The organism is Streptomyces sp. NPDC007875, assembly GCF_042868035.1.
Taxonomy (GTDB): domain Bacteria; phylum Actinomycetota; class Actinomycetes; order Streptomycetales; family Streptomycetaceae; genus Streptomyces; species Streptomyces antimycoticus.
This window is the reverse complement of sequence record NZ_JBIADZ010000001.1, coordinates 116,986-139,525: the sequence shown is the minus strand read 5'-3', so window position 1 is coordinate 139,525 and position 22,540 is coordinate 116,986. Positions and strand designations below refer to the sequence as shown.

Here is a 22,540-nt window from a genome sequence, read left to right as displayed (position 1 = left end):
CTCCCAAGTGGTCTCCGAGCCACCCTTACCGACTGATGTGCCCCTCTCTCACAGCGGTGAAACCGATCATTGCTGAAACCGAGAAAAACCCGGGACGGGGGCGCGGCACCACCGTCACGGGACGGTGCCGGAAGAGGGGTGGCGGGTAGAGTCCAAAGGCGTGCATCTCAAGAGCCTGACCCTGCGAGGGTTCAAATCCTTCGCCTCCGCCACGACGCTCCGGTTCGAGCCGGGCATCACCTGCGTCGTCGGCCCCAACGGCTCGGGCAAGTCCAATGTCGTGGACGCCCTTTCCTGGGTCATGGGCGAACAGGGTGCCAAGTCCCTGCGCGGCGGCAAGATGGAGGACGTCATCTTCGCCGGGACCACCGGCCGTCCCCCGCTCGGCCGCGCCGAGGTCTCGCTCACGATCGACAACGCCGATGGCGCGCTGCCCATCGACTACGCCGAAGTCACCATCACGCGGATCATGTTCCGCAACGGCGGCAGCGAGTACCAGATCAACGGGGACACCTGCCGGCTGCTGGACATCCAGGAGCTGCTCTCCGACTCCGGCATCGGCCGTGAGATGCACGTCATCGTCGGGCAGGGCCAGCTCGACGGGGTGCTGCACGCCGACCCGACCGGCCGCCGCGCCTTCATCGAGGAGGCCGCGGGCGTCCTCAAGCACCGCAAGCGCAAGGAGAAGGCGCTGCGGAAGCTGGACGCCATGCAGGCCAACCTCGCACGGGTCCAGGACCTCACCGACGAGCTGCGCCGCCAGCTCAAGCCGCTCGGCCGACAGGCCGCGGTGGCCCGGCGGGCCGCCGTCATCCAGGCCGATCTGCGCGACGCCCGGCTGCGGCTGCTCGCCGACGACCTGGTGACTCTGCGCGAGGCGCTGCGCGCCGAGATCGCCGACGAGGCCGAGCTCAAGCGGCGCAAGGAGGCCGCGGAGGCCGAGCTGCGGACCGCCCAGCAGCGCGAGGCGGCGCTGGAGGAGCAGGTGCGGCAGCTCGCGCCCCGGCTCCGGGACGCCCAGCAGACCTGGTACGAGCTCTCGCAGCTCGCCGAGCGGGTGCGCGGCACGATCAGCCTGGCGGACGCCCGGGTCAAGAGCGCCACCTCCGCCCCCGGGGAGGAGCGGCGTGGCCGCGACCCGGAGGACATGGAGCGCGAGGCGGCCCGCATCCGGGAGCAGGAGGCCGAGCTGGAGGCCGCCCTGGAGGCGGCGAGCCGGGCGCTGGAGGACACCGTGGCGCACCGGGCCGAGCTCGAGCGCAGCCTGGCCGACGAGGAGCGCCGCCTGAAAGACGTGGCGCGCGCCATCGCGGACCGCCGCGAAGGGCTCGCGCGGCTCCAGGGGCAGGTGAACGCGGCCCGCAGCCGGGCCGGTTCGGCGCGCGCCGAGATCGAGCGGCTGGCCGCGTCCCGAGACGAGGCACAGACCCGGGCGGTCGCCGCGCAGGAGGAGTACGAGCAACTCAAGGCGGAGGTCGACGGACTCGACGCGGACGACGCGGAACTGGCGGAGCGCCATGAGGCCGCCAAGCGCGAGCTGGCCGAGGCGGAGGCCGCGCTGAGCGCGGCCCGCGAGGCCGCGACGGCCGCCGAGCGTGAGCGCGCCGCAACCTCCGCCCGCCATGACGCCCTCGCCCTCGGTCTGCGCCGTAAGGACGGCACGGGCGCCCTGCTGGCCGCCGCCGACCGCCTCGGCGGGCTCCTGGGTCCCGCCGCCGAACTGCTCACCGTCACCCCGGGCTTCGAGGTCCCCGTCGCCGCGGCCCTGGGCGCCGCCGCCGACGCGATCGCCGTCAGCGGCCCCCGCGCGGCGGCCGAGGCGATCCGCCTCCTGCGCGCCGACGACGCCGGCCGGGCCGCCCTCCTCCTGACCACGACCGCCCCCGATCGCGCGGAGCCCCCGGCCGCCGCCTCGGAGCCGGGCGGTTCCGGCGCCCCGCGCGCCGCCTCCGGTGAGCCCGCACCGGGCGGCGCCGCGCTCGTACCGGGGACGCGCGCCGAGGGGACGGTGCCGGGCGAGCCGGGCCAGGTGACCCCGCCGCGATCGGCCGCCGCCCCGGCGGCCGCGTCCTCCGGCCCCGATGGCGGCTCTCGGCCGGGCGGGATCGGCGAACTGTCGGGCGGGGCGGACTCCTGGGGCGCCGCGTCGGGGCCCGGCGGCCCGGGCACGCCGCAGGCCGCCTCCGAATCCGCGGCGGCCTCATCCGCGCCGGGTGATGACGCCCCACACCCCGGTGCCACCGTCGCGGCAGTCGGTGGGCCGTCCACGTCGGCCGTTTCCGCGCGGGTGCCGCACCCCGCCGGGGGAGAGACGACCGTGCCGGGTGCCGTACCCGAGGGGTCCGTCACCCGCGATGGGCCCGGTAAGGCCGCGGTGGCCGAAGAATCCCCGCGGGTTGCGGATTTGGTGGCCGGGCCCGCGGCGCTGCTGCCTGCCGTAAGGCGGTTGCTCGACGGCATGGTGGTGGTCGGGACCCTGGAGGAGGCCGAGGAACTGCTCACGCGGCGGCCGGAGTTGACGACCGTGACCGCCGAGGGCGATCTGCTCGGGGCGCACTTCGCGCAGGGCGGGTCGGCCGGGGCGCCCACGCTGCTGGAGGTGCAGGCGTCCGTCGACGAGGCGGCCGCGGAGCTCGAGCGGCTCGCCGTACGGTGCGAGGAGCTGGCCGGGGCACAGCGCGCGGCGCAGGAGCGGCGGGCCGAGTGCCTGGCGCTCGTCGAGGAGCTGGCGGGCCGCCGGAGCGCGGCGGACCGGGAGAAGTCGCGGGTCGCGCAGTCGCTGGGCCGGCTGGCCGGGCAGGCGCGCGGGGCCGCGGGGGAGGCCGAGCGGTCGGCCGCGGCCGTCGCCAGGGCCGAGGAGGCGCTGGAGCGGGCGACCGAGGAGGCGGAGGAGCTGGCCGAGCGGCTGGCTGTGGCGGAGGAGCAACCGGGCGAGGAAGAGCCCGACACCTCCGTACGGGACCGGCTCGCGGCCGACGGTGCCAACGCCCGGCAGACCGAGATGGAGGCGCGGCTCCAGGTCCGTACGCATGAGGAGCGCGTCAAGGGGCTCGCGGGGCGGGCCGACGCGCTCGACCGGGGCGCGCGCGCCGAGCGCGAGGCCCGGGCCCGTGCCGAGCAGCTGCGCGCCCGGCTGCGCCATGAGGCCCAGGTGGCCTCCGCCGTGGCCTCCGGCGCCCGCCAGCTGCTCGCCCATGTCGAGGTGTCGCTGGTACGGGCCGGGCAGGAGCGGGACGCCGCGGAGCGCGCCAAGGCCGCGCGCGAGCGGGAGCTGGACACCGCCCGCGGCCTGGGGCGTGACCTCAAGAGCGAGCTGGACAAGCTGACCGACTCGGTGCACCGGGGCGAGGTGCTGGGGGCGGAGAAGCGGATGCGGATCGAGCAGCTGGAGAGCAAGGCGCTGGAGGAGCTGGGCGTCGAACCGGCCGGGCTGATCGCCGAATACGGCCCCGACCAGCTCGTCCCGCCCTCCCCGCCCGCCGAGGGCGAGGTGCTGCCGGAGGATCCCGAGCATCCGCGCAACCAGCCGGTGCGGTATGTGAGGGCGCAGCAGGAGAAGCGGCTGAAGGCCGCGGAGCGCGCGTACCAGCAGCTCGGCAAGGTCAATCCGCTGGCGCTGGAGGAGTTCGCGGCGCTGGAGGAGCGGCATCAGTTCCTGAGCGAGCAGCTGGAGGACCTCAAGAAGACCCGGGCCGATCTCCTGCAGGTGGTCAAGGAGGTCGACGAGCGGGTCGAGCAGGTCTTCACGGAGGCGTACCGGGACACGGCGCGCGAGTTCGAGGGCGTCTTCTCGCGGCTGTTCCCGGGCGGGGAGGGGCGGCTGGTGCTGACCGACCCCGAGAACATGCTGACCACGGGCGTGGACGTGGAGGCCCGGCCGCCGGGCAAGAAGGTCAAGCGGCTGTCGCTGCTGTCGGGCGGTGAGCGTTCGCTGACGGCCGTGGCACTGCTGGTGTCGATCTTCAAGGCGCGGCCGAGCCCGTTCTATGTGATGGACGAGGTCGAGGCGGCGCTCGACGACACCAATCTGCAGCGGCTGATCCGGATCATGCAGGAGCTGCAGGAGGCTTCCCAGCTGATCGTGATCACGCACCAGAAGCGGACGATGGAGGTCGCCGACGCGCTGTACGGCGTCTCCATGCAGGGTGACGGTGTCTCAAAGGTCATCAGCCAGCGCCTGCGGTGACCGATTCAATACTTGAAGTCAAGACATGCTGCTGCATGTCGCCGTGCTGGAACGATTTCTTCGTCACACTCTCTTGACTTCGAAACTTGAAGGAATAGTCTCTGCAACATTGCTTTTACCTTCAAGTGGTGGTCGACGCCTCAGCAGCCTCCGCTGGAAGGGCCAGCCGTCCCCCCACGTCCGGCAGCGTTGCCGGACGGGCGTCAGGAGTTCACGTTGTCCACCACCGTGCAGGCAGAGGGAGCCGAGGGCCGCAAGGCCCAGCCGGATCACCTCGGCCATGTCATCTTCATCACCGCCGCCGCCGCGATGGGTGGCTTTCTCTTCGGCTACGACAGCTCGGTGATCAACGGAGCGGTCGAAGCCATCCGGGGCAAGTACGACATCGGCTCCGCGGCCCTCGCCCAGGTCGTGGCCATCGCCCTGATCGGCTCGGCCATCGGCGCCGCCACCGCGGGCCGGATAGCCGACCGGATCGGCCGGATCCGCGTCATGCAGATCGCCGCCGCCCTCTTCACGATCAGCGCGGTCGGTTCGGCGCTGCCCTTCTCGCTGTGGGACCTGGCGATGTGGCGGGTGCTCGGCGGTATCGGCATCGGCATGGCCTCGGTGATCGGCCCGGCCTACATCGCCGAGGTCGCCCCGCCCGCCTACCGTGGCCGGCTCGCCTCGTTCCAGCAGGCCGCGATCGTCGTCGGCATCGCCATCTCCCAGCTCGTCAACTGGGGCATCCTCAACCTCGCCGACGGCGACCAGCGCGGCCAGATCGCCGGCCTGGAGGCCTGGCAGTGGATGCTCGGCGTCATGGTCATCCCCGCCGTCCTCTACGGGCTGCTGTCCTTCGCCATCCCCGAGTCGCCCCGCTTCCTGATCTCCGTCGGCCGGACCGAGCAGGCCAAGCAGGTTCTCGAAGAGGTCGAGGGCAAGACCGTCGACCTCGATGTGCGGGTCGCCGAGATCGACCGGGCCATGCGCAGTGAGGAGAAGTCCACCTTCAAGGACCTCCTCGGCGGCCGGTTCGGTCTGCTGCCCATCGTCTGGATCGGCATCGGGCTCTCGGTATTCCAGCAGCTCGTCGGCATCAACGTGGCGTTCTACTACTCCTCGACGCTGTGGCAGTCCGTCGGCGTCGACCCGAGCAGCTCGTTCTTCTACTCCTTCACCACGTCGATCATCAACATCCTCGGCACCGTGATCGCGATGATCTTCGTCGACCGGATCGGCCGCAAGCCGCTCGCGCTCATCGGCTCCGTGGGCATGGCCGTCTCCCTCGGCCTGGTGGCCTGGGCCTTCTCGGCCCACCTGGTCGACGGCAAGCTGCCGCACGCCCAGGGCGTCCTCGCGCTGATCGCCGCCCACGCCTTCGTGCTCTTCTTCGCCCTCTCGTGGGGTGTGGTGGTCTGGGTCCTGCTCGGCGAGATGTTCCCGAACAAGATCCGCGCCGCGGCCCTCGGTGTCGCCGCCTCCGCCCAGTGGATCGCCAACTGGGCCATCACCGCCAGCTTCCCGAGCCTGTCGGAATGGAACCTGTCGGCCACGTACGTCATGTACACAGCCTTCGCCCTGCTCTCGATCCCGTTCATCCTCAAGTGGGTGCCGGAGACCAAGGGCAAGGCGTTGGAGGAGATGGGCTAACCCCCCCGCCGCCCACTCCTCGCACAGGAGAACTGCCCCGCCTCAGTCCTTGAGGCGGGGCAGCACTCGTTCCGCGAACAGCCGCAGGGACCGCCAGCCCTCCTCGACCGGCATCCCCCCGCACAGCGGATGGAGCACCAGGCTCGCCATCTCGCCGCCCTCCGCCGCGTACGCGACGCATTCCTCGGGGGTCACGATGCGATAGACGCCCTCGCGGCGCAGCGCCTCCGCGTCCTCGGCCCGTGAGCGCACCGCCGAGCGCACCGTGCCCTGCTGCCAGGAGGCATACCTGCGCGCCTCGTACAGCAGATGGGTGCCGTACCGTGCCCAGGCCCGGTCGGGGTCCTCGGACAGATGCAGCAACGGGGTGGCCGCCGGCGGCATCAGGCACCAGCCCTCGGTGCCGTACTCCGCCCGCCGTGCGTGGTAGTACGCCTCCAACTCCGGCAGATGCGCGCTCGGGAAGAACGGCAGCCCGAGGCGGGCCGCCCGGCGGGCCGCCGCCTGCGAACTGCCGCCGACCAGCAGCGGCGGATGCGGCCGGGTGTACGGGCGCGGGGTGATCCGGACGGTGCGGCCCCGGTAGTCGAAGGGCTCGCCCGTCCAGGCCGCGAGCAGCGTCTCCAGCGCCTCGTCCTGCAGCGCGCCGCGCCGCTTCCAGTCCTTGTCCTGGGCCGTGTACTCCTCCGGCCGGTAGCCGATCCCCGCCACCGTGATCAGCCGCCCGCCGCCGGCCAGATCCAGCACGGCGAGGTCCTCGGCGAGCCGCAGCGGGTCGTACAGCGGCGCGATCAGCGCCGAGAGGGTGACGGTGATCCGGCGGGTGGCGCCCAGCAGCGTGCCCGCGAAGGGGAGCGGGGCGGGCAGCCAGTTGTCGGGGGAGCCGTGGTGCTCCTCGGTCTGGAGGGTGGAGATGCCCCGCTCATCGGCGAAGGCCGCCATCTCGAGGGCGGCACGGTACCGCTCGGACAGGCTGCGCGGGGTCGCGTCGGGATCGACGAGGTTGAGGCGTACGACCGTGACCGGCATGGCGGATGTCCTCCTTCGTCGCGGATGCGGCAGCCGGACCGTAGCTGACGGATCGTCAAATCGCCACCCGCATGGGCCGTTCGGCCCACCGCCCGGGCGCGGCCGGGACGGATGACTCATGTGCCTGGGACGCGGGGCGGCCGATCGTAAGGGTCGGCCCGCCCCATGGGCCGCAGCCCACAACGCCAACTGAGGAGGGGTGCGTGACAATCAGCACGGGGGAATCACTCATCACCGCGGCCGACATCGACGACCTCATCGTCCGGGTCCGGCTGACCGCGGGCGACCCCGGGGACCTGGAATCCGCCAAGGCCGCGCTCTTCTCCGGCGCCGCCCCGGACCCCGAGGCCGCGCGGCTCATCCGGCAGCGGCTGCTGGTGACCGCCCTGCACCACGGGGGCGCGCTGCTGGCCAAGCTGCTCAGCCGGCTGAGCCCCCGCGAAACCGCGATGGTGCGCCGGTACGCACACCGGCTCGCCGACTTCCTGGACACGCTGGAGGTCTGGGCGGCGCAGCCCATCATGCTCGCCCTGATGCGCTTCGGACTGCCTTACGAAGAGGCCGAGACGATCGCCGTCGCCGTCCTGGTGCTCGTGTGGTGAGCATCCGGCCCCGGCGCCGCCGACGGGATACGGAACGGGGGTGCTAGGAGGTCACCGGTTCGGGTGGGGCGCGGCATCCGCGCACTTCACGGCCGCTGCGGCGGGTAGGGCTCGGGCGAGACCAAGGAGAACGACCATGCGCCCTACCCGAATCCGCACGGCGATCGCACTCGGCCTGAGCGCCGGGGCCGTCGTGTGGACCGCGGCCGCCTCACCCGCCACCGCCTCCTCCCCGGCCGCCACGTCCGAGGACACCGCCTGGCGGGAGGCGGGGCACTACGACACCACCGCGGCCTGCAAGCGCGCGGGTAAGGCGGGCATCGAGCGGCACAAGTGGAACGAGTACAAGTGCCGCCCCGGCCGCAACGACAACTACGTCACGCTGTGGGCCAGAAGCGGCCCCGGCGCGGCGCACGCCCTGACCGCCGGGCCGGCCGCCGGCTGAGATGCGACATGCCGCACTGCCGAAGGACCGCGCCGTGCGCGCCGCGGGCGGGGTATCGGCACTGATCGTGGTGGTCCTGGCCGGATGGGTGGCCGGGATGCTGAGGGTCAACGACCAGTGGCTCGCGCTCGCCTATCCCCACCCCCGGGGCGCCACCGTGCTGACCCGGGTCGCCGTGGGCGTCCCGGTGCTGGGCGTCGGAGTGCTGCTGCTGGCCGAGCGCGAGGCCCGGCGCTACGGCGGCGTCCTGCTGGTGGCCGGCGGCCTGTGGCTGCTGCCGTCGGCCGCGGCCGGTCTGCTGGGCCTGGCCGACCTGGGCACCACGGGCGCCGTACTGTCCCTGCTGCTCGCCGCCGCCAAGATGGCCTGCCGCCCGCTGACCGTACTGCTGCTGCCGCTGTGGCTGTTTCCGCGGGGCGGGCGTCGGCGGTGGCAGTGGTGGGTGATCAGCCTGGGCGCGTCCGGCTACTGGCTCGGGTACGCGGGGCTGTGGCTGATCAGCGAGCCCCGGGTGGGCTCCGTGCTCAACCCGGCGTTCGCCACCGCGGGCGGCCAGTGGGCCTTCGACCACCTCGACACCTACGCCGAGGCCGAACCCTGGGTGCTGCGCAGCGTCGCGGCGGCCGTGACCGCCGCCCTGTGCTGCCGCGCCGCCCTCTCACGCGGCGCCGAGCGGCGCGACTGGGCGCTGCTGGCCACCGCCTATCCCGCCTGCGTCTCGCTCCTCCTGTCCCAGTGGGGCGAGGGCGTGCCCACCATCGTGACCCGCACCGTCGGCAGCGCCGTATGGGCCGCCGCGATCTGCCTCGGCGTCGCCCGCACCGGCATATGGCGGCTGGACCGCTCCACCAGCCACCGCCTCGCCCGCGCCTTCGTGCTCACCTCACTGGCCGCCGTGGTGGTCTGCGCGGTCGTCGCCGTCCAGGCCGGACTCCCCTCCGTGCGGAGCGGGGCCACCACCGTCACCGCCGGGTGCGCCCTGGTGCTGGGCTGGGGGCTGCGGCCCAGCGCCCGCTGGCTCACCCTCTGCGTCGAGCGCGCCTTCTACGGGCCCCGGGCCCGCCCGCACGAAGCCGTGAGCGCCCTCGCCGTACGGCTGCAACAGGCCCCCCACCCCGGCGAGGTGCCCCAGCAGATCTGCCGCAGCGCCGTGGAGGACCTCGGCGTCTCGGGCGCCGCCGTCAGCGTCGACACCCGCGCGGGGCCCCGGCGGCTGGCCTCCGAGGGTGCCCAGCTGACCGGCCCGGTTCAGACGTTCCTGCTGCGCCACCACGGCCGCACCGTCGGTCGCCTTGAGGTTTCCCGCGACGGCTCCGGCACCCCGGCGGAACGCGACAGCGGGCTGCTCTCCCTCCTCGCCGACCAGGCCGCCCCCGCGCTCGCCGCGCTGCGCCTGGCCGAGGAGGCCCAGGCCGCCCGGGAGCGGCTGGTGCTCGCCCGCGAAGAGGAGCGCCGCAGGCTGCGCCGGGAGATCCACGACGGGCTCGGCCCCCAACTGGCCGCCGTAAGGCTGCGCCTGGACATCGCGCAGACCTCCTGTCCGCCCGGCCACCCCGCCACCCCGCAGCTGTGCGAGGCCGCCGAGACGCTCGCCGAGGCGCTGGTCGAGGTGCGGCGGATCACGGCGGGCCTGGCCCCGGCCGCACTGGCCGAGCGCGGACTGGCCGGTGCGGTCCGGGACCTGGCGCACCGGCTGGGCGTCGCCGGGCTACGGGTCAGCGTGGCCAGCCTCCCCGCGGCGCTGCCCCCGCTGTCGCCCGGCGTCGAGACGGCCGCGTACCGGATCGCGGCGGAGTCGCTGACCAACGCCGTACGACACGCCAGGGCGCGCCAGGTGAGCGTCGAGCTGACCGCGGGCCCGGACACCCTGGAGGTCAAGGTCACCGACGACGGGAGCGGGCTGCGCGAGACCGCGGTGCCCGGGGTCGGCCTCGCGTCGGTCACCGAACGGGCCGAGGAGATCGGCGGCTCCTGCTCGGTGGCCGGATCGGCGACCGGCACGGTGGTGCACGCGGTGCTGCCGCTCGCCGGACCGGGCGAACACGGGAACCCCGAGGAGCACCGGAAGCCCACGGGGCACGAGGCGTGCCGGGCACTGCTCAGGACAAGCAGACCGATGAGCCGGGCGCCTTAGGGCGGCATGGAGCTTCCGGGCGCTGGGGGCGTGCGGCCGGGCGTCGCCGTGGACTGGCTTAGCCGAAGGCCGCCGTAGCGCATCGGGGGCTGGGGTCTTCCGGCTGGGGGCACCTCCCAGCGGTAGCTGGGGGCGAGCCGAAGGGGCGCGTCGCCGTCGAAGGGGAGACGCGCGCAGGGAGCGGGGAACGAGCGACCGAGCACGTCGACCGTCGACAGCGACTAAGGCGCCCCGGAGGCGAACCGAACCTAAAAAAGATAAGGAGCTACAGAGCGTGCCGCAGTGGCGGGTACTGCTGGTGGACGATCACCCCCTCTTCCGCGAGGGTCTGGCCGCCGCCGTCAATCTCGATGACGCGTTCGCCGTGGTCGGTCAGGCGGCCTGTGCGGACGGGGCGATAGCCGAGGCCGTGCGCACCGGTCCGGATCTGGTGGTGATGGATCTCGGGCTGCCGGGCCGGTCCGGTCTGGAGGCGACACGGCGGATTCTGTGCGATCACCCCGAGATCCGGGTGCTGGTCATGACGATGTCCGAGGACGACGACAGCCTGCTGGCCGCCGTGCGCGCGGGGGCCCGCGGCTATCTGCTCAAGGGCGCGGGCCGGGACGAGATCCTGCGGGCGCTGCACACCGTGGCGCGCGGGGGCGCGGTCTTCAGCCCGCGGATGGCCGAGCGGCTCGGTGCGCTGGTCGGGGCCTCGGGTTCGGCGTCCGCCAAGGAGGCGTTCCCGACTCTGACGGCCCGGGAGCGGGAGGTGCTGGACCTGCTCGCGGCCGGTCTCGGCTACCGGCAGATCGCCCAGCGGCTGGTGGTCACCGACAAGACGGTGCGCAATCACGTCGGCTCGATCTTCGCCAAGCTCCAAGTGCGCGACCGCGCCCAGGCGATCGTGCGCGCCCGGCAGGCCGGGCTGGGAGGCGAATGACTCGCTCCCCCTCGTGGCTGATACTGGGGGGCGTTATGGAATACCTCATCCTTGCCGTAGTCATCGCTGTGGTCGCGGTCGCCGCGATCAGCGGGCTCGTGATCAGCGGCCGCAAGAAGAAGCGGCTGCCCCCGCCCCCGCCCAGCAGCCCCACCGTCACCGCGCCGCCCGCCGAGCCGCACGTCGGCGAGGAGGCCGAAACCCCGCGTGAGGAACCACGCAGAACCATCGAGGAGGTGGACCTTCCGGGGACCGAGGCCCCGGCCGCGGAGGCACCCGCAGCCGCCCCGCCCGAGGTCCCGCCGATCGAGGTCCCGGAGCCGACCGCCGGTCGGCTGGTCCGGCTGCGCGCCCGGCTGTCCCGCTCCCAGACCACTCTGGGCAAGGGGCTGCTGACGCTGCTGTCCCGGGAGCACCTCGACGACGAGACCTGGGAGGAGATCGAGGACACGCTGCTGACCGCCGACGTCGGTGTGGCGCCGACCGAGGAGCTGGTCGAGCGGCTGCGGGAGCGCGTCCGGGTGCTCGGCACCCGTAGCCCCGAGGAGCTGCGCGCTCTGCTGCGTGAGGAGCTGCTGCGCCTCATCGGCACCGAGGCCGACCGTTCGGTGCACACCGAGAGCGGTGTGGGCGCGAACGGCGAGGAGAAGCCGGGCGTCGTCATGGTCGTCGGCGTCAATGGCACCGGTAAGACCACCACGACCGGCAAGCTGGCCCGGGTGCTCGTCGCCGACGGCAAGTCCGTGGTGCTGGGCGCGGCCGACACCTTCCGCGCGGCTGCCGCCGATCAGCTGCAGACCTGGGGCGAGCGGGTCGGCGCCCGTACGGTCCGGGGTCCGGAGGCCGGCGACCCGGCGTCGGTCGCCTTCGACGCGGTGAAGGAGGGCATCGCGGAGAGCGCGGATGTCGTCCTGATCGACACCGCCGGGCGGCTGCACACCAAGACCGGTCTGATGGACGAGCTGGGCAAGGTCAAGCGGGTCGTGGAGAAGCACGGCGCGGTGGACGAGGTGCTGCTGGTCCTCGACGCCACGACCGGGCAGAACGGCCTGGTGCAGGCGCGGGTGTTCGCGGAGGTCGTGGACATCACCGGCATCGTGCTGACCAAGCTGGACGGCACCGCCAAGGGCGGCATCGTCGTCGCGGTCCAGCGTGAGCTGAAGGTCCCGGTCAAGCTGGTGGGGCTGGGCGAGGGCGCGGACGATCTCGCGCCGTTCGAGCCGGAGGCGTTCGTCGACGCGCTGATCGGCGGCTGAGGCCGTGGTGGGGGGATCACCCGTATCGCGCCGGACGGGCCGGGGTTGACTCCCGGCCCGTCCGGCGTTCGTGTACGGCTTTCACAGCGTCCGCGTACGGGGCGTCGAGAGACAGCCCTCGCGTACGGGGCGCTCGGGTAAGAGGAGAGCTGTCTCAGGCCCCGGCCCGGTGGCTCAGATAGGCGAGGGTGCCCAGGACCAGCCGGGCGTGCGGCGGGCGGCCCGCGGTGTCGAGGGTCGGCGGGCGCAGCCAGCGGACCGGTCCGAGGCCGCCGAGGTCAGAGGGAGGGGCGGTGATGTGGTCGCCCGGGCCCAGACAGCGCAGATCGAGGTCGGCGTCGTCCCAGCCCATGCGGTACAGCAGCTCCGGGAGTTCGGCGGCGGCGCCGGGGGCGACGAAGAACTGGGCGCGTCCGTGCGGGGTGACGGCCACCGGGCCGAGGGGCAGCCCCATCCGCTCCAGCCGGACCAGCGCGTGTCCGCCCGCGTACTCCGCGACCTCCAGGACGTCGAACGAGCGGCCGACGGGCAGCAGCACGGCCGCCCCCGGGACCTGCTCCCACGCGGCCGCGGCGGCGTCCAGCGTGGCGCCCGCCGGGACGCCGGGGGCGAAGGAGAGCGGATGCGCGCCGGGGGAGGGACAGCCGTGGTCACCGCATGAACATTCGTTTCTGCCGCCCCCCGAGCTCCGTGCCGCCCGCGCGCCCGGTACTACGTCCCAGCCCCACAGACCGGTGTACTCCGCCACCGTCGTGGACTCGGACGTACGGCCGCGGCGCCGTGAGCCGGACCGCATGTCCCGGTTGCCGCCGATCGTGAAGCCCATGCCCCCTCCAACGGGTCCCGCTCTGGATGGTTACGAGCCGGAACGTCGCGATGACGCTCCGTCGTCGATGAGGCGCGGCAGAGTGCGCTCCGATGTGACGGAGGTGGTGAGGCGCGACCCGTGCGCCCCCGCTTGCACCCCTTCACCTGTTTCCCGTCGCCCCGGTGTCAAGTGAATCGTGCGAACCGGCAACCGGGTTCATTCGAAGGGGTGGCGAATGGTGGCGTTTTCGGGAACCGCCTCGCCGGAGGCGTGATCGTAGGATTACTTTCAGTGCACAGTCCCTGGATGTGGTGCTCGCTCGAACGCGAGCTGACGACGGGCGGAGTACGGATCGGTACATGCCCCTGGCATGAGGCGGTTCCCTGTCGGGACGGTTGATACGTCGCATCCCGGGGACAACTGACCGTGACAGAAGGCATTCTGGTGGCGGTTCGGGAAGATTCGTGGGATGGGGGCGTTCCGGGTGGGCGACAGCGGCGGCGGTGCTGGGAAGCGCCCCAATGCGCAATTGCAGTCGTGGTTCGTGCGCAGCGGCTGGTCGAAGGGGGAGCTGGCGCGCCAAGTCAACCGCAGAGCACGGCAGTTAGGCGCCCACCACATCAGCACGGACACCTCGCGGGTGCGCCGCTGGCTGGACGGCGAGCAGCCCCGGGAGCCGATTCCGCAGATTCTCTCGGAGTTGTTCTCCGAGCGCTTCGGCTGTGTGGTGGGCATCGAGGACGTCGGGCTGCGCGCCGTCCACCGGTCACCGTCCGTGTCCGGTGTGGATCTTCCCTGGGCCGGGCCCGAAACCGTGGCGCTGATCGGCGAGTTCTCCCGTAGTGACCTGATGCTCGCCCGCCGCGGCTTCCTCGGCACCTCGCTCTCGCTGTCCGCGGGCCCCGCCCTCATCGAGCCCATGCAGCGCTGGCTGGTGCCCTCCACGAGCGGACGGCCCGGCGGCGCCAAGGCGGCGGACGGCGGGCGCGCGCGCCGGGTCTCCCGGCTCTCCGAGCCCGAGCTGGAGCTGCTGGAGTCCACCATCGTGATGTTCCGCGCCTGGGACGCCCAGTGCGGCGGCGGGCTGCGCCGCAAGGCGGTGGTCGGCCAGTTGCACGAGGTCACCGACCTGCTCCAGGAGCCGCATCCGGAGGCGGTCTCCCGGCGGCTGTTCAAGGTCGCGGGCGAGCTCGCCCAGCTCGCCGGATGGATGAGCTATGACATCGGGCTCCAGCCCACCGCGCAGAAGTACTTCGTGCTCGCCCTCCACGCCGCCAAGGAGTCCGGGGACCGCCCCCTCGGCTCGTACATCCTCTCCGGTATGAGCCGCCAGATGATTCACGTCGGCCGGCCCGACGACGCGCTGGAGCTGATCCACCTCGCGCAGTACGGCAGCAGGGAGAACGCCACCCCGCGCACCCAGGCCATGCTGTATGCGATGGAGGCCCGCGCCTACGCCAATATGGGCCAGCCCAGCAAATGCCACCGCGCGGTGAAGATGGCCGAGGACACCTTCGCCGACTGCGCCAAGGGCGACTGCGACCCGGACTGGATCCGCTTCTTCTCCGAGGCCGAGCTCAATGCGGAGAACGCCCACTCCTACCGCGATCTCGCCTATGTCGCCGGCCGCAGCCCCACCTACGCCAAGATGGCCGACCCGGTGATGCGCCAGGCCGTGAAGCTCTTCGGCCAGGAGACGGAGAACGACGCGGGCCCCCAGCGTTCGTATGCGCTCAACCTGATCGGCATGGCCACCGTCCATCTCCTCCAGAAGGAGCCAGAGCAGGCCGCCGAGGTCGCCCGCCAGGCGCTGCCGCTCGCCAAGCGGGTGCGCTCGGAGCGGGTCAACAACCGGCTGCGCAAGACCGTGGACACGGCGGTGCGCCAGTTCGGCGACGTGCCTCAGGTCGCCGATCTCGGCGAGCGGCTGGCCACCCTCATGCCCGACACCCCGGGAGCCGCGGGGCCCGGCCAGGCCGTCTGAGCGGTCCCGGCGGTGGTTGCGACACGGTAACGGAGGGCTCCGCCCTGACAGCCGCGGTTCATCGGCACGTAACACTCCCGCGGCCTTCGTCACTGCGGTGAAACATCGGGCGGCATCGGCTGAAACGGTGCTGCGCCAACCTCGAGGCGAATACCGGCCCCCCGATGTCCTGCCCGCACGGGCCGTCGTTTCGAGGAGACGTCCACATTGAATGGCGCAAATACCGCGTTCGTATTGATCAGCGCCGCGCTCGTGATGCTGATGACCCCCGGCCTGGCCTTCTTCTACGGCGGCATGGTGCGGGTGAAGAGCGCCCTGAACATGCTGATGATGTCCTTCATCTCGCTCGGCGTCGTCTCGCTGCTGTGGGTGCTGTTCGGCTACTCGCTCACCTTCGGCGATGACATCGGCGGCGGGCTGCTGGGCAATCTCGACCACATCGGCTTCAAGGGCATCGAGCCGACGTCGCTGTGGGGCGAGAAGCCCGACGCGATCCCGGTGCTGGCCTTCGCTCTCTTCCAGCTGATGTTCGCGGTGATCACCCCCGCGCTGATCAGCGGAGCCGTCGCCGACCGCGTCAAATTCGGCGCCTGGGCACTGTTCATCACCCTGTGGACCACGGTCGTCTACTTCCCGGTGGCCCACTGGGTCTGGCAGGCCGACGGCTGGCTGTTCAAGAAGGAGGTCATCGACTTCGCGGGCGGCACGGCGGTCCACATCAACGCGGGCGCCGCGGGCCTGGCCGTGGCCCTGGTGCTCGGCAAGCGCATCGGCTTCAAGAAGGACCCGATGCGCCCGCACAACCTGCCGCTGGTGATGCTCGGCTCCGGTCTGCTGTGGTTCGGCTGGTTCGGCTTCAATGCAGGCTCCGCCCTCGCCGCCAACGAGACCGCCGCCAACATGGCCTTCAACACCCAGGTCGCCACCGGGGTCGCGATGCTCGGCTGGCTCGCCTACGAGCGCATCCGGCACGGCGCGTTCACCACACTGGGCGCCGCCTCCGGCGCGGTCGCGGGCCTGGTCGCCATCACCCCCTCGGGTGCGGCGGTGAACGCCTGGGGCGCCATCGTGATCGGCCTGGTGGCCGGTGTCGTCTGCTCCTGGGCCGTCAGCCTCAAGTACAAGCTGGGCTACGACGACTCGCTCGACGTGGTCGGGGTGCACCTGGTCGGCGGTGTCATCGGCACCCTCCTGGTCGGCGTCCTGGCCACCGATGGCGTCGGCGGCGCGGCCCAGCTGGGCAAGCAGGCGCTCGGCGCCTTCACGGTGCTGCTCTACTCCTTCGTCGTCTCCTGGATCCTCGCCAAGCTCATCGACGTGACCATCGGCTTCCGGGCCAGTGAGGACGAGGAGCTCGGCGGCATCGACCAGGCGTTCCACGCCGAGACCGCCTATGACTTCAGCGCGGTGGGCGGATCCGCCCGTAGTACGGTGCCCGCCGCGACCGGCGCGTCCGCGCCGCAGAAGCCGCACAACAAGAAGGTGGACGCGTGAAGCTCATCACCGCAGTCGTGAAGCCGCACCGGCTCGACGAGATCAAGGAAGCGCTGCAGGCGTTCGGCGTCCAGGGCCTGACCGTCACCGAGGCCAGCGGCTACGGCCGTCAGCGCGGCCACACCGAGGTCTACCGGGGCGCGGAGTACACCGTCGACCTGGTGCCCAAGGTCCGCATAGAGGTGCTGGTCGAGGACGAGGACGCCGATGACCTCGTCGATGTCGTGGTCAAGGCCGCGCGCACCGGAAAGATCGGGGACGGCAAGGTCTGGAGCGTCCCCGTCGAGACCGCCGTCCGGGTCCGCACCGGGGAGCGCGGCCCGGACGCCCTCTGAGGGCCGGGGCCGGGCCGCTGCCCTCCGAGGGCCGCGGCCCGGGCGCCCTCTGAGGGCCCGGCACGAGCCGGACAACCAGTCGCACGCTGACAGGGAGCCGAGTTGACGGAAAGCCTCGAGACCACGACCCACACCACCGACTCGGGGCCCGGCGGCTACGCGGCGGCCCGGCTGCGACTCCTCCAGGAGGGGGCGCGGTCCGGGCCGCCGCGCCGTTCCGCCCTGGCCGAACTCACCGACCAGTGGCTGGCCGCGCTGCTCACCGGCGGGGCACAGACCGCCGGGATCGGCCGGGGCGTCGCCCTGGTGGCGGTCGGCGGCTACGGACGCGGCGAACTGTCCCCGCGCAGCGACCTCGATGTGCTGCTGCTGCACGACGGCTCCGCCGACCGCTCGGCCCTCGCCGCGCTCGCCGACCACGTCTGGTACCCGGTCTGGGACCTGGGCCTCGCCCTCGACCACTCGGTGCGCACCCCCGACGAGGCCCGCGCGACCGCCGCCGAGGATCTGAAGGTCCAGCTCGGCCTGCTCGACGCCCGCCACATCGCGGGCGATCAGGCGCTCACCGCCGATCTGCGCACCACCGTCCTCGCCGACTGGCGCGCCCAGGCCCCGCGGCGGCTGCCCGAGCTCCACGCGCTGTGCCGGCAGCGCGCCGAGCGCCACGGTGAGCTGCAGTTCCTGCTCGAACCCGATCTGAAGGAGGCCCGCGGCGGGCTCCGCGACGCCACCGCGCTGCGCGCCATCGCCGCCTCCTGGCTCGCCGACGCCCCCCGCGAGGGCCTCGACGACGCGCGGCGGCGGCTGCTGGACGCCCGCGACGCGCTCCATCTGTCCACCGGCCGCGCCACCGACCGCCTCGCGCTCCAGGAACAGGACCAGGTCGCGGGAGCCCTCGGGCTGCTGGACGCCGACGCCCTGCTGCGCCAGATCTACGAATCCGCCCGGATCATCTCCTACGCGAGCGATGTCACCTGGCGCGAGGTCGAGCGCGTACTGCGCGCCCGCTCGGCCGCCCGGCCCCGGCTGCGCGGACTGCTCGGCGGCCGCGGCGGGCGCTCGGGCGGACGCGGGGGTGCCGCGGACGCCGCGGAGCGCAGCCCGCTCGCCGAGGGCGTCGTGGAACAGGACGGCGAGGTGGTGCTGGCCCGCACCGCGCGCCCCGACCGCGACCCCGTGCTCACCCTGCGGGCCGCCGCGGCCGCCGCCCAGGCCGGACTTCCGCTGTCGCCGCACGCCGTGAGGCGGCTGTCCACAGCCGCCCGGCCGCTGACGGTGCCGTGGCCGCCCGAGGCCAGGGAGCAGCTGATCACGCTGCTGGGCGCGGGCGAGTCCACCGTCGGCGTGTGGGAGGCCCTGGAGGCCGAGGGGCTGATCACCCGGCTGCTGCCGGACTGGGAGCGGGTGCGCTGCCGTCCGCAGCGCAACGCCGTCCACCGCTGGACCGTGGACCGGCATCTGGTCGAGACCGCGGTCCGGGCCAGCGCCCTCAGCCGCCGGGTCGGCCGCCCCGATCTGCTGCTGGTCGCCGCGTTGCTGCACGACATCGGCAAGGGCTGGCCCGGCGACCATTCGGTGGCCGGGGAGACCATCGCCCGCGACGTCGCCGCCCGCATCGGCTTCGACCGTGCGGACGTCGCGGTCCTCGCCACCCTCGTACGCCACCATCTGCTGCTCGTCGAGACCGCCACCCGCCGCGACCTGGACGACCCGGCCACGGTGCGCTCGGTCGCCGAGGCCGTCGGCAACGCCACCACCCTGGAACTGCTGCACGCCCTCACCGAGGCCGACGCGCTGGCCACCGGCCCCGCGGCCTGGAGCGCCTGGCGCGGTTCCCTCGTCGCCGACCTGGTCAAGCGAGTCGCGGCGGTGCTCGCGGGCGAACCCGCCGACGACTGGTCCACCCCGCAGCAGACGACGGCCGAACAGGAACGCCTCGCGATCGAGGCATGGCGCACCGGCGGCCCGGTGCTGGCCCTGCACGCACGCTCCGAGGCACTGGTGCCGAGCGAGGCGGACGGCCTCCTTACGGGCGCCGCCGAAGGGCCACCGGAGGAGGGGGCCACAGGCCCCGAGCCAATCGGCGTGGAACTGCTTATCGCCGTCCCCGACCAGCCCGGCGTCCTTCCCACGGCGGCCGGCGTCCTGGCCTTGCACCGCCTTACGGTGCGCGCGGCGGACCTGCGCGCCCTCGAACTGCCGACGGAGCTGGACGCGGCGGGCGCGGCGGCCGGGGTGCTGCTGCTGAGCTGGCGGGTCGCGGCCGAGTACGGTTCGCTGCCACAGGCCGCCCGACTGCGGAACGACCTGCTCCGTGCCCTGGACGGCTCGCTCGACATCGTCGCCCGCCTGGCCGAGCGCGAGGCCGCCTACCGCAAGTACCCACGCCGCCGCGGGGTGCACGCCCCGCCACCAAGGGTGACGGTCGCGCCCGGCAGCTCCCAGCTCGCCACCGTGATCGAGGTCCGCGCCCAGGACGCCCCCGGTCTGCTGCACCGGATCGGCCGTGCCCTGGAGGACACCGGCGTGGCGGTCCGCAGCGCCCACGTCTCCACCCTCGGCGCCAACGCCGTGGATGCGTTTTATGTCACGGACAACTCCGGCGCACCCCTGAAGCCCATGCGAGCGGCCGAGGTGGCCCAGAAGGTCGAACGAGCGCTGACCAGCCCCTCCGACGCCTGAGAAGCGGGACCCGGGCGGATGAGCGCCGCCTCCCGGCCAAGGTGCCACTGCCTCTCCGGCGCTTTCCCAGCCTTTCCGCTTCCCAGGCTCTCCGGCGTTTGAGGAGCGGGTCTGGAGCGGGCAGGCCGCTTCCCAGCCTTTCCGCTTCCCAGGCTCTCCGGCGTTTGAGGAGCAGGTCCGGGGCGGTCAGGCCGCTTCCCAACCTCTCCGACGCTTGAGGAGCGGGTCCGGGGCGGACAGGTGCCACTCCCCAGCCCCTCTGGCGTTTGAGGAGCGGGGTCCGGGGCGGAGCACCGGCGGGGGTCCGGGGGCGGAGCCCCCGGAATGGGGCCCGGGGCGCAGCTCCGGTTCGGGAAGGGGCGGGGTGGGGAAAGACAGCCCGCCCGGGCGTCGCACGCCCGGGGGCAGACCGTTCCCGCGACGGGCGGATACCCTTGGAGGCCGACCACCGACCCGACATCCGACCGAAGGATTCGCGACCACCGTGTTCGATACCCTCTCCGATCGCCTCGCAGCGACTTTCAAGAACCTCCGGGGCAAGGGACGCCTCAGCGAGGCGGACATCGACGCCACGGCACGCGAGATCCGGATCGCCCTGCTCGAGGCCGACGTGGCGCTGCCCGTCGTCCGGTCCTTCATCAAGCAGGTCAAGGAGCGGAGCCTCGGGGCCGAGGTCTCCCAGGCGCTCAACCCCGCCCAGCAGGTCATCAAGATCGTCAACGAGGAGCTGATCGGCATCCTCGGCGGCGAGGCGCGGCGCCTCCGCTTCGCCAAGCAGCCGCCGACCGTGATCATGCTCGCGGGTCTGCAGGGTGCCGGTAAGACCACGCTCGCCGGAAAGCTCGGCCGCTGGCTGAAGGGCCAGGGCCACGCCCCGCTGCTCGTCGCCTGTGACCTCCAGCGCCCCAACGCCGTCAACCAGCTCTCCGTCGTGGCGGAGCGGGCCGGTGTCGCCGTCTTCGCCCCCGAGCCGGGCAACGGCGTCGGCGACCCGGTCAAGGTGGCGCAGGACTCGGTCGAGTTCGCCCGGACCAAGCAGCACGACGTCGTGATCGTCGACACCGCGGGCCGCCTCGGTATCGACGAGGAGCTGATGCGGCAGGCCGCCGACATCCGCGACGCGGTCCGCCCGGACGAGGTCCTCTTCGTCGTCGACGCGATGATCGGCCAGGACGCGGTGAACACCGCGGAGGCGTTCCGCGACGGCGTCGGCTTCGACGGCGTGGTGCTCTCCAAGCTGGACGGCGACGCGCGCGGCGGTGCCGCGCTGTCCATCGCGCATGTCACCGGCCGCCAGATCATGTTCGCCTCCAACGGTGAGAAGCTGGACGACTTCGACGCGTTCCACCCGGACCGCATGGCGTCCCGCATCCTCGGCATGGGCGACATGCTCAGCCTGATCGAGAAGGCCGAGCAGACCTTCAGCCAGCAAGAGGCCGAGAAGATGGCGGCCAAGCTGGCGAAGGGCCCCAAGGAGTTCACGCTCGACGACTTCCTGGCGCAGATGGAGCAGGTCCGCAAGATGGGCTCCATCTCCAAGCTGCTCGGCATGCTGCCGGGCATGGGCCAGATGAAGGACCAGATCGCCAACCTGGACGAGCGGGAAGTGGACCGCACAGCGGCCATCATCAAGTCGATGACCCCGGGCGAGCGCCAGGACCCCACGATCATCAACGGCTCGCGCCGCGCCCGTATCGCCCGCGGTTCCGGCGTCGAGGTGAGCGCGGTCAAGAACCTGGTGGAGCGGTTCTTCGACGCGCGCAAGATGATGTCGAAGATGGCCCAGGGCGGCATGCCGGGGATGCCCGGGATGCCGGGTATGCCGGGCGTCGGTGGCGGCGGCAAGCGCAAGGGCAAGCAGCAGAAGAAGGCCAAGGGGAAGCAGCGCTCGGGCAACCCGATGAAGCGCAAGGCCGATGAGCAGGCCGCGGCGGCGCGCCGTGAGCAGGGCGGCGCGTTCGGGCTGCCCGGCGGACAGGACGGACAGGACTTCGAACTCCCCGACGAGTTCAAGAAGTTCATGGGCTGAGCCGCCCCGGCCTCCGAGGCCGTCCCCCGTACGAACGAACCGTAAGGCCCCTGCACACACCGTCAGGGGCCTTACGTGACGGTCCCGTTCAGATGCGGCAGATCAGATAGCGGAAGACGTTCGGCATCCACACCGTGCCGTCCGCGCGCTGATGCGGATGGAGCGCCTCGATGATTTCCTTGCGGACCTGGATCGGATCCGTGACCCGCTCCGCCGCGTCGAACAGCCCCGTCGACAGCAGCCCGCGCACCGCGCTGTCCATGTCGGCGTACCCGAACGGGCAGGCCACCCGGCCCGATCCGTCGGGCCGCAGTCCGGCCAGCGCGGCCAGTTCCTCCAGGTCGTCGCGGCCGTACGGCCACCAGCGCGCGGCAGGGGGCACCTCCCGGCGCTGGCCGGGGGAGTCCATCGGATCGGCGAGCCGGGCGCCCGCTCGCAGCACCCCGGAGGTGGCGCAGCGCTCCGGCGGGCCCCATCCGGCGAGCACCACGGCCCCGCCGTGTCCGGTGCGCGCCGTGGCGGCCGCGAGGTTGGACGCCGCCGCGGACACCGCCGCCCCGGGATCTGCCGCGCCCAGGGCCGACAGCGGCTCGAAGGCGATCACCACCGTGAAGGCCGACTCCGCCGCGGCGTCCCGTACGCAGGGGCTCTCGGGGCCGCCGAGGCCCAGCCGGGCGGGCAGCGCCGGGCCGCCCGGCGCGCCCACGGCCGTCAGCCGCTCGCGCGCGAGGTCCAGGCGCCGCTCGTCCGTGTCCACCCCGCAGACCGTGGCGCCGCGCGCGACCGCCATGAGGAGGGCGAGCCCGGAGCCGCAGCCCAGGCCCAGCAGTCGGGTCCCGGCGCCGACGTCCAGCCGTTCGTACACGGCCTCGTACAGCGGGACCAGCATCCGCTCCTGGATCTCCGCCCAGTCGCGGGTGCGAGCGTGGGCGTCCGTCGTCCGCGACGAGGAGGGGTGCGGGCGGTGCCGCTGTACGAGCGTAAATGTCATCGAAA

General features: G+C 72.8%; 15 protein-coding genes. 12 read left to right on the top strand and 3 right to left on the bottom strand.

Annotated features, from left to right (window positions below; all coding sequences use genetic code 11):
* The first annotated feature begins 160 nt into the window (after positions 1–160).
* Together ACFYOY_RS00585 and ACFYOY_RS00580 are read left to right on the top strand one after the other, a co-directional pair.
* Positions 161–4,186 carry an AAA family ATPase gene (locus ACFYOY_RS00585; protein ID WP_388583948.1) on the top strand — a complete coding sequence of 1,342 codons (4,026 nt, stop codon included), beginning with the start codon at positions 161–163 and terminating at the stop codon, positions 4,184–4,186.
* 216 nt (positions 4,187–4,402) lie between these two features.
* Entirely contained in the window at positions 4,403–5,821 is a 1,419-nt protein-coding gene (locus ACFYOY_RS00580; RefSeq protein WP_351880747.1) for a sugar porter family MFS transporter, read from the top strand.
* Positions 5,822–5,863: 42 nt separating this feature from the next.
* On the opposite strand, the gene ACFYOY_RS00575 is transcribed toward ACFYOY_RS00580, so the two are convergent.
* Complete coding sequence (locus tag ACFYOY_RS00575) at positions 5,864–6,850, bottom strand: LLM class flavin-dependent oxidoreductase (RefSeq protein ID WP_351880750.1); 987 nt, start codon at positions 6,848–6,850, stop codon at positions 5,864–5,866.
* A 203-nt stretch (positions 6,851–7,053) separates the two neighbouring features.
* Here ACFYOY_RS00575 and ACFYOY_RS00570 point away from each other — a divergent pair, with 203 nt between their 5' ends.
* The 5 genes from ACFYOY_RS00570 to ftsY all read left to right on the top strand — a co-directional run bounded on the left by ACFYOY_RS00570 (position 7,054) and on the right by ftsY (position 12,212).
* The gene (locus tag ACFYOY_RS00570; RefSeq protein ID WP_351880753.1) at positions 7,054–7,452 is read left to right on the top strand and encodes a hypothetical protein; all 399 of its coding nucleotides are present in this window, start codon (positions 7,054–7,056) and stop codon (positions 7,450–7,452) included.
* 136 nt (positions 7,453–7,588) lie between these two features.
* A complete protein-coding gene (locus tag ACFYOY_RS00565) occupies positions 7,589–7,897 on the top strand; it encodes a hypothetical protein (RefSeq protein ID WP_351880756.1) in 309 nt (102 codons plus the stop codon).
* Position 7,898: 1 nt separating this feature from the next.
* Positions 7,899–10,031, top strand: a complete 2,133-nt coding sequence (locus tag ACFYOY_RS00560; RefSeq protein WP_351880759.1) for an ATP-binding protein — start codon at positions 7,899–7,901, stop codon at positions 10,029–10,031.
* 274 nt (positions 10,032–10,305) lie between these two features.
* Entirely contained in the window at positions 10,306–10,956 is a 651-nt protein-coding gene (locus ACFYOY_RS00555) for a response regulator transcription factor (protein WP_014055179.1), read from the top strand.
* Positions 10,957–10,991: 35 nt separating this feature from the next.
* On the top strand, positions 10,992–12,212 hold the full coding sequence (gene ftsY, locus ACFYOY_RS00550) for a signal recognition particle-docking protein FtsY (RefSeq protein WP_161559900.1): 1,221 nt from the start codon (positions 10,992–10,994) through the stop codon (positions 12,210–12,212).
* Between the two features lie 154 nt (positions 12,213–12,366).
* Here ftsY and ACFYOY_RS00545 read toward each other — a convergent pair whose 3' ends face one another.
* A complete protein-coding gene (locus tag ACFYOY_RS00545) occupies positions 12,367–13,038 on the bottom strand; it encodes a bifunctional DNA primase/polymerase (protein WP_059144190.1) in 672 nt (223 codons plus the stop codon).
* Between the two features lie 451 nt (positions 13,039–13,489).
* Between ACFYOY_RS00545 and ACFYOY_RS00540 the strand changes: the two genes are divergently transcribed.
* From ACFYOY_RS00540 to ffh, 5 genes are all read left to right on the top strand, one after another.
* The gene (locus tag ACFYOY_RS00540; RefSeq protein ID WP_388583941.1) at positions 13,490–15,004 is read left to right on the top strand and encodes a hypothetical protein; all 1,515 of its coding nucleotides are present in this window, start codon (positions 13,490–13,492) and stop codon (positions 15,002–15,004) included.
* Positions 15,005–15,211: 207 nt separating this feature from the next.
* The gene (locus ACFYOY_RS00535; RefSeq protein WP_208517716.1) at positions 15,212–16,498 is read left to right on the top strand and encodes an ammonium transporter; all 1,287 of its coding nucleotides are present in this window, start codon (positions 15,212–15,214) and stop codon (positions 16,496–16,498) included.
* Positions 16,495–16,833, top strand: coding sequence for a P-II family nitrogen regulator (locus ACFYOY_RS00530; RefSeq protein WP_014055184.1), 339 nt, complete (start codon positions 16,495–16,497; stop codon positions 16,831–16,833). Before ACFYOY_RS00535 ends, ACFYOY_RS00530 begins: the two co-directional genes overlap by 4 nt.
* 102 nt (positions 16,834–16,935) lie before the next feature.
* A complete protein-coding gene (locus ACFYOY_RS00525; RefSeq protein WP_388583937.1) occupies positions 16,936–19,515 on the top strand; it encodes a [protein-PII] uridylyltransferase in 2,580 nt (859 codons plus the stop codon).
* Between the two features lie 484 nt (positions 19,516–19,999).
* The gene (gene ffh / locus ACFYOY_RS00520; RefSeq protein ID WP_351880771.1) at positions 20,000–21,544 is read left to right on the top strand and encodes a signal recognition particle protein; all 1,545 of its coding nucleotides are present in this window, start codon (positions 20,000–20,002) and stop codon (positions 21,542–21,544) included.
* Between the two features lie 88 nt (positions 21,545–21,632).
* Here ffh and ACFYOY_RS00515 read toward each other — a convergent pair whose 3' ends face one another.
* Positions 21,633–22,535, bottom strand: a complete 903-nt coding sequence (locus tag ACFYOY_RS00515; protein ID WP_351880774.1) for a methyltransferase domain-containing protein — start codon at positions 22,533–22,535, stop codon at positions 21,633–21,635.
* Positions 22,536–22,540: the final 5 nt, after the last annotated feature.

What these genes read in the sequence shown, in the direction of transcription:
- ACFYOY_RS00575 (WP_351880750.1), bottom strand. Translation starts at nt 6,850, where the DNA reads ATGCCGGTCACGGTCGTACGCCTCAACCTCGTCGATCCCGACGCGACC.
- ACFYOY_RS00565 (WP_351880756.1), top strand. Translation starts at nt 7,589, where the DNA reads ATGCGCCCTACCCGAATCCGCACGGCGATCGCACTCGGCCTGAGCGCC.
- ACFYOY_RS00560 (WP_351880759.1), top strand. Translation starts at nt 7,899, where the DNA reads ATGCGACATGCCGCACTGCCGAAGGACCGCGCCGTGCGCGCCGCGGGC.
- ftsY (WP_161559900.1), top strand. Translation starts at nt 10,992, where the DNA reads ATGGAATACCTCATCCTTGCCGTAGTCATCGCTGTGGTCGCGGTCGCC.
- ACFYOY_RS00545 (WP_059144190.1), bottom strand. Translation starts at nt 13,038, where the DNA reads ATGGGCTTCACGATCGGCGGCAACCGGGACATGCGGTCCGGCTCACGG.
- ACFYOY_RS00540 (WP_388583941.1), top strand. Translation starts at nt 13,490, where the DNA reads ATGGGGGCGTTCCGGGTGGGCGACAGCGGCGGCGGTGCTGGGAAGCGC.
- ACFYOY_RS00515 (WP_351880774.1), bottom strand. Translation starts at nt 22,535, where the DNA reads ATGACATTTACGCTCGTACAGCGGCACCGCCCGCACCCCTCCTCGTCG.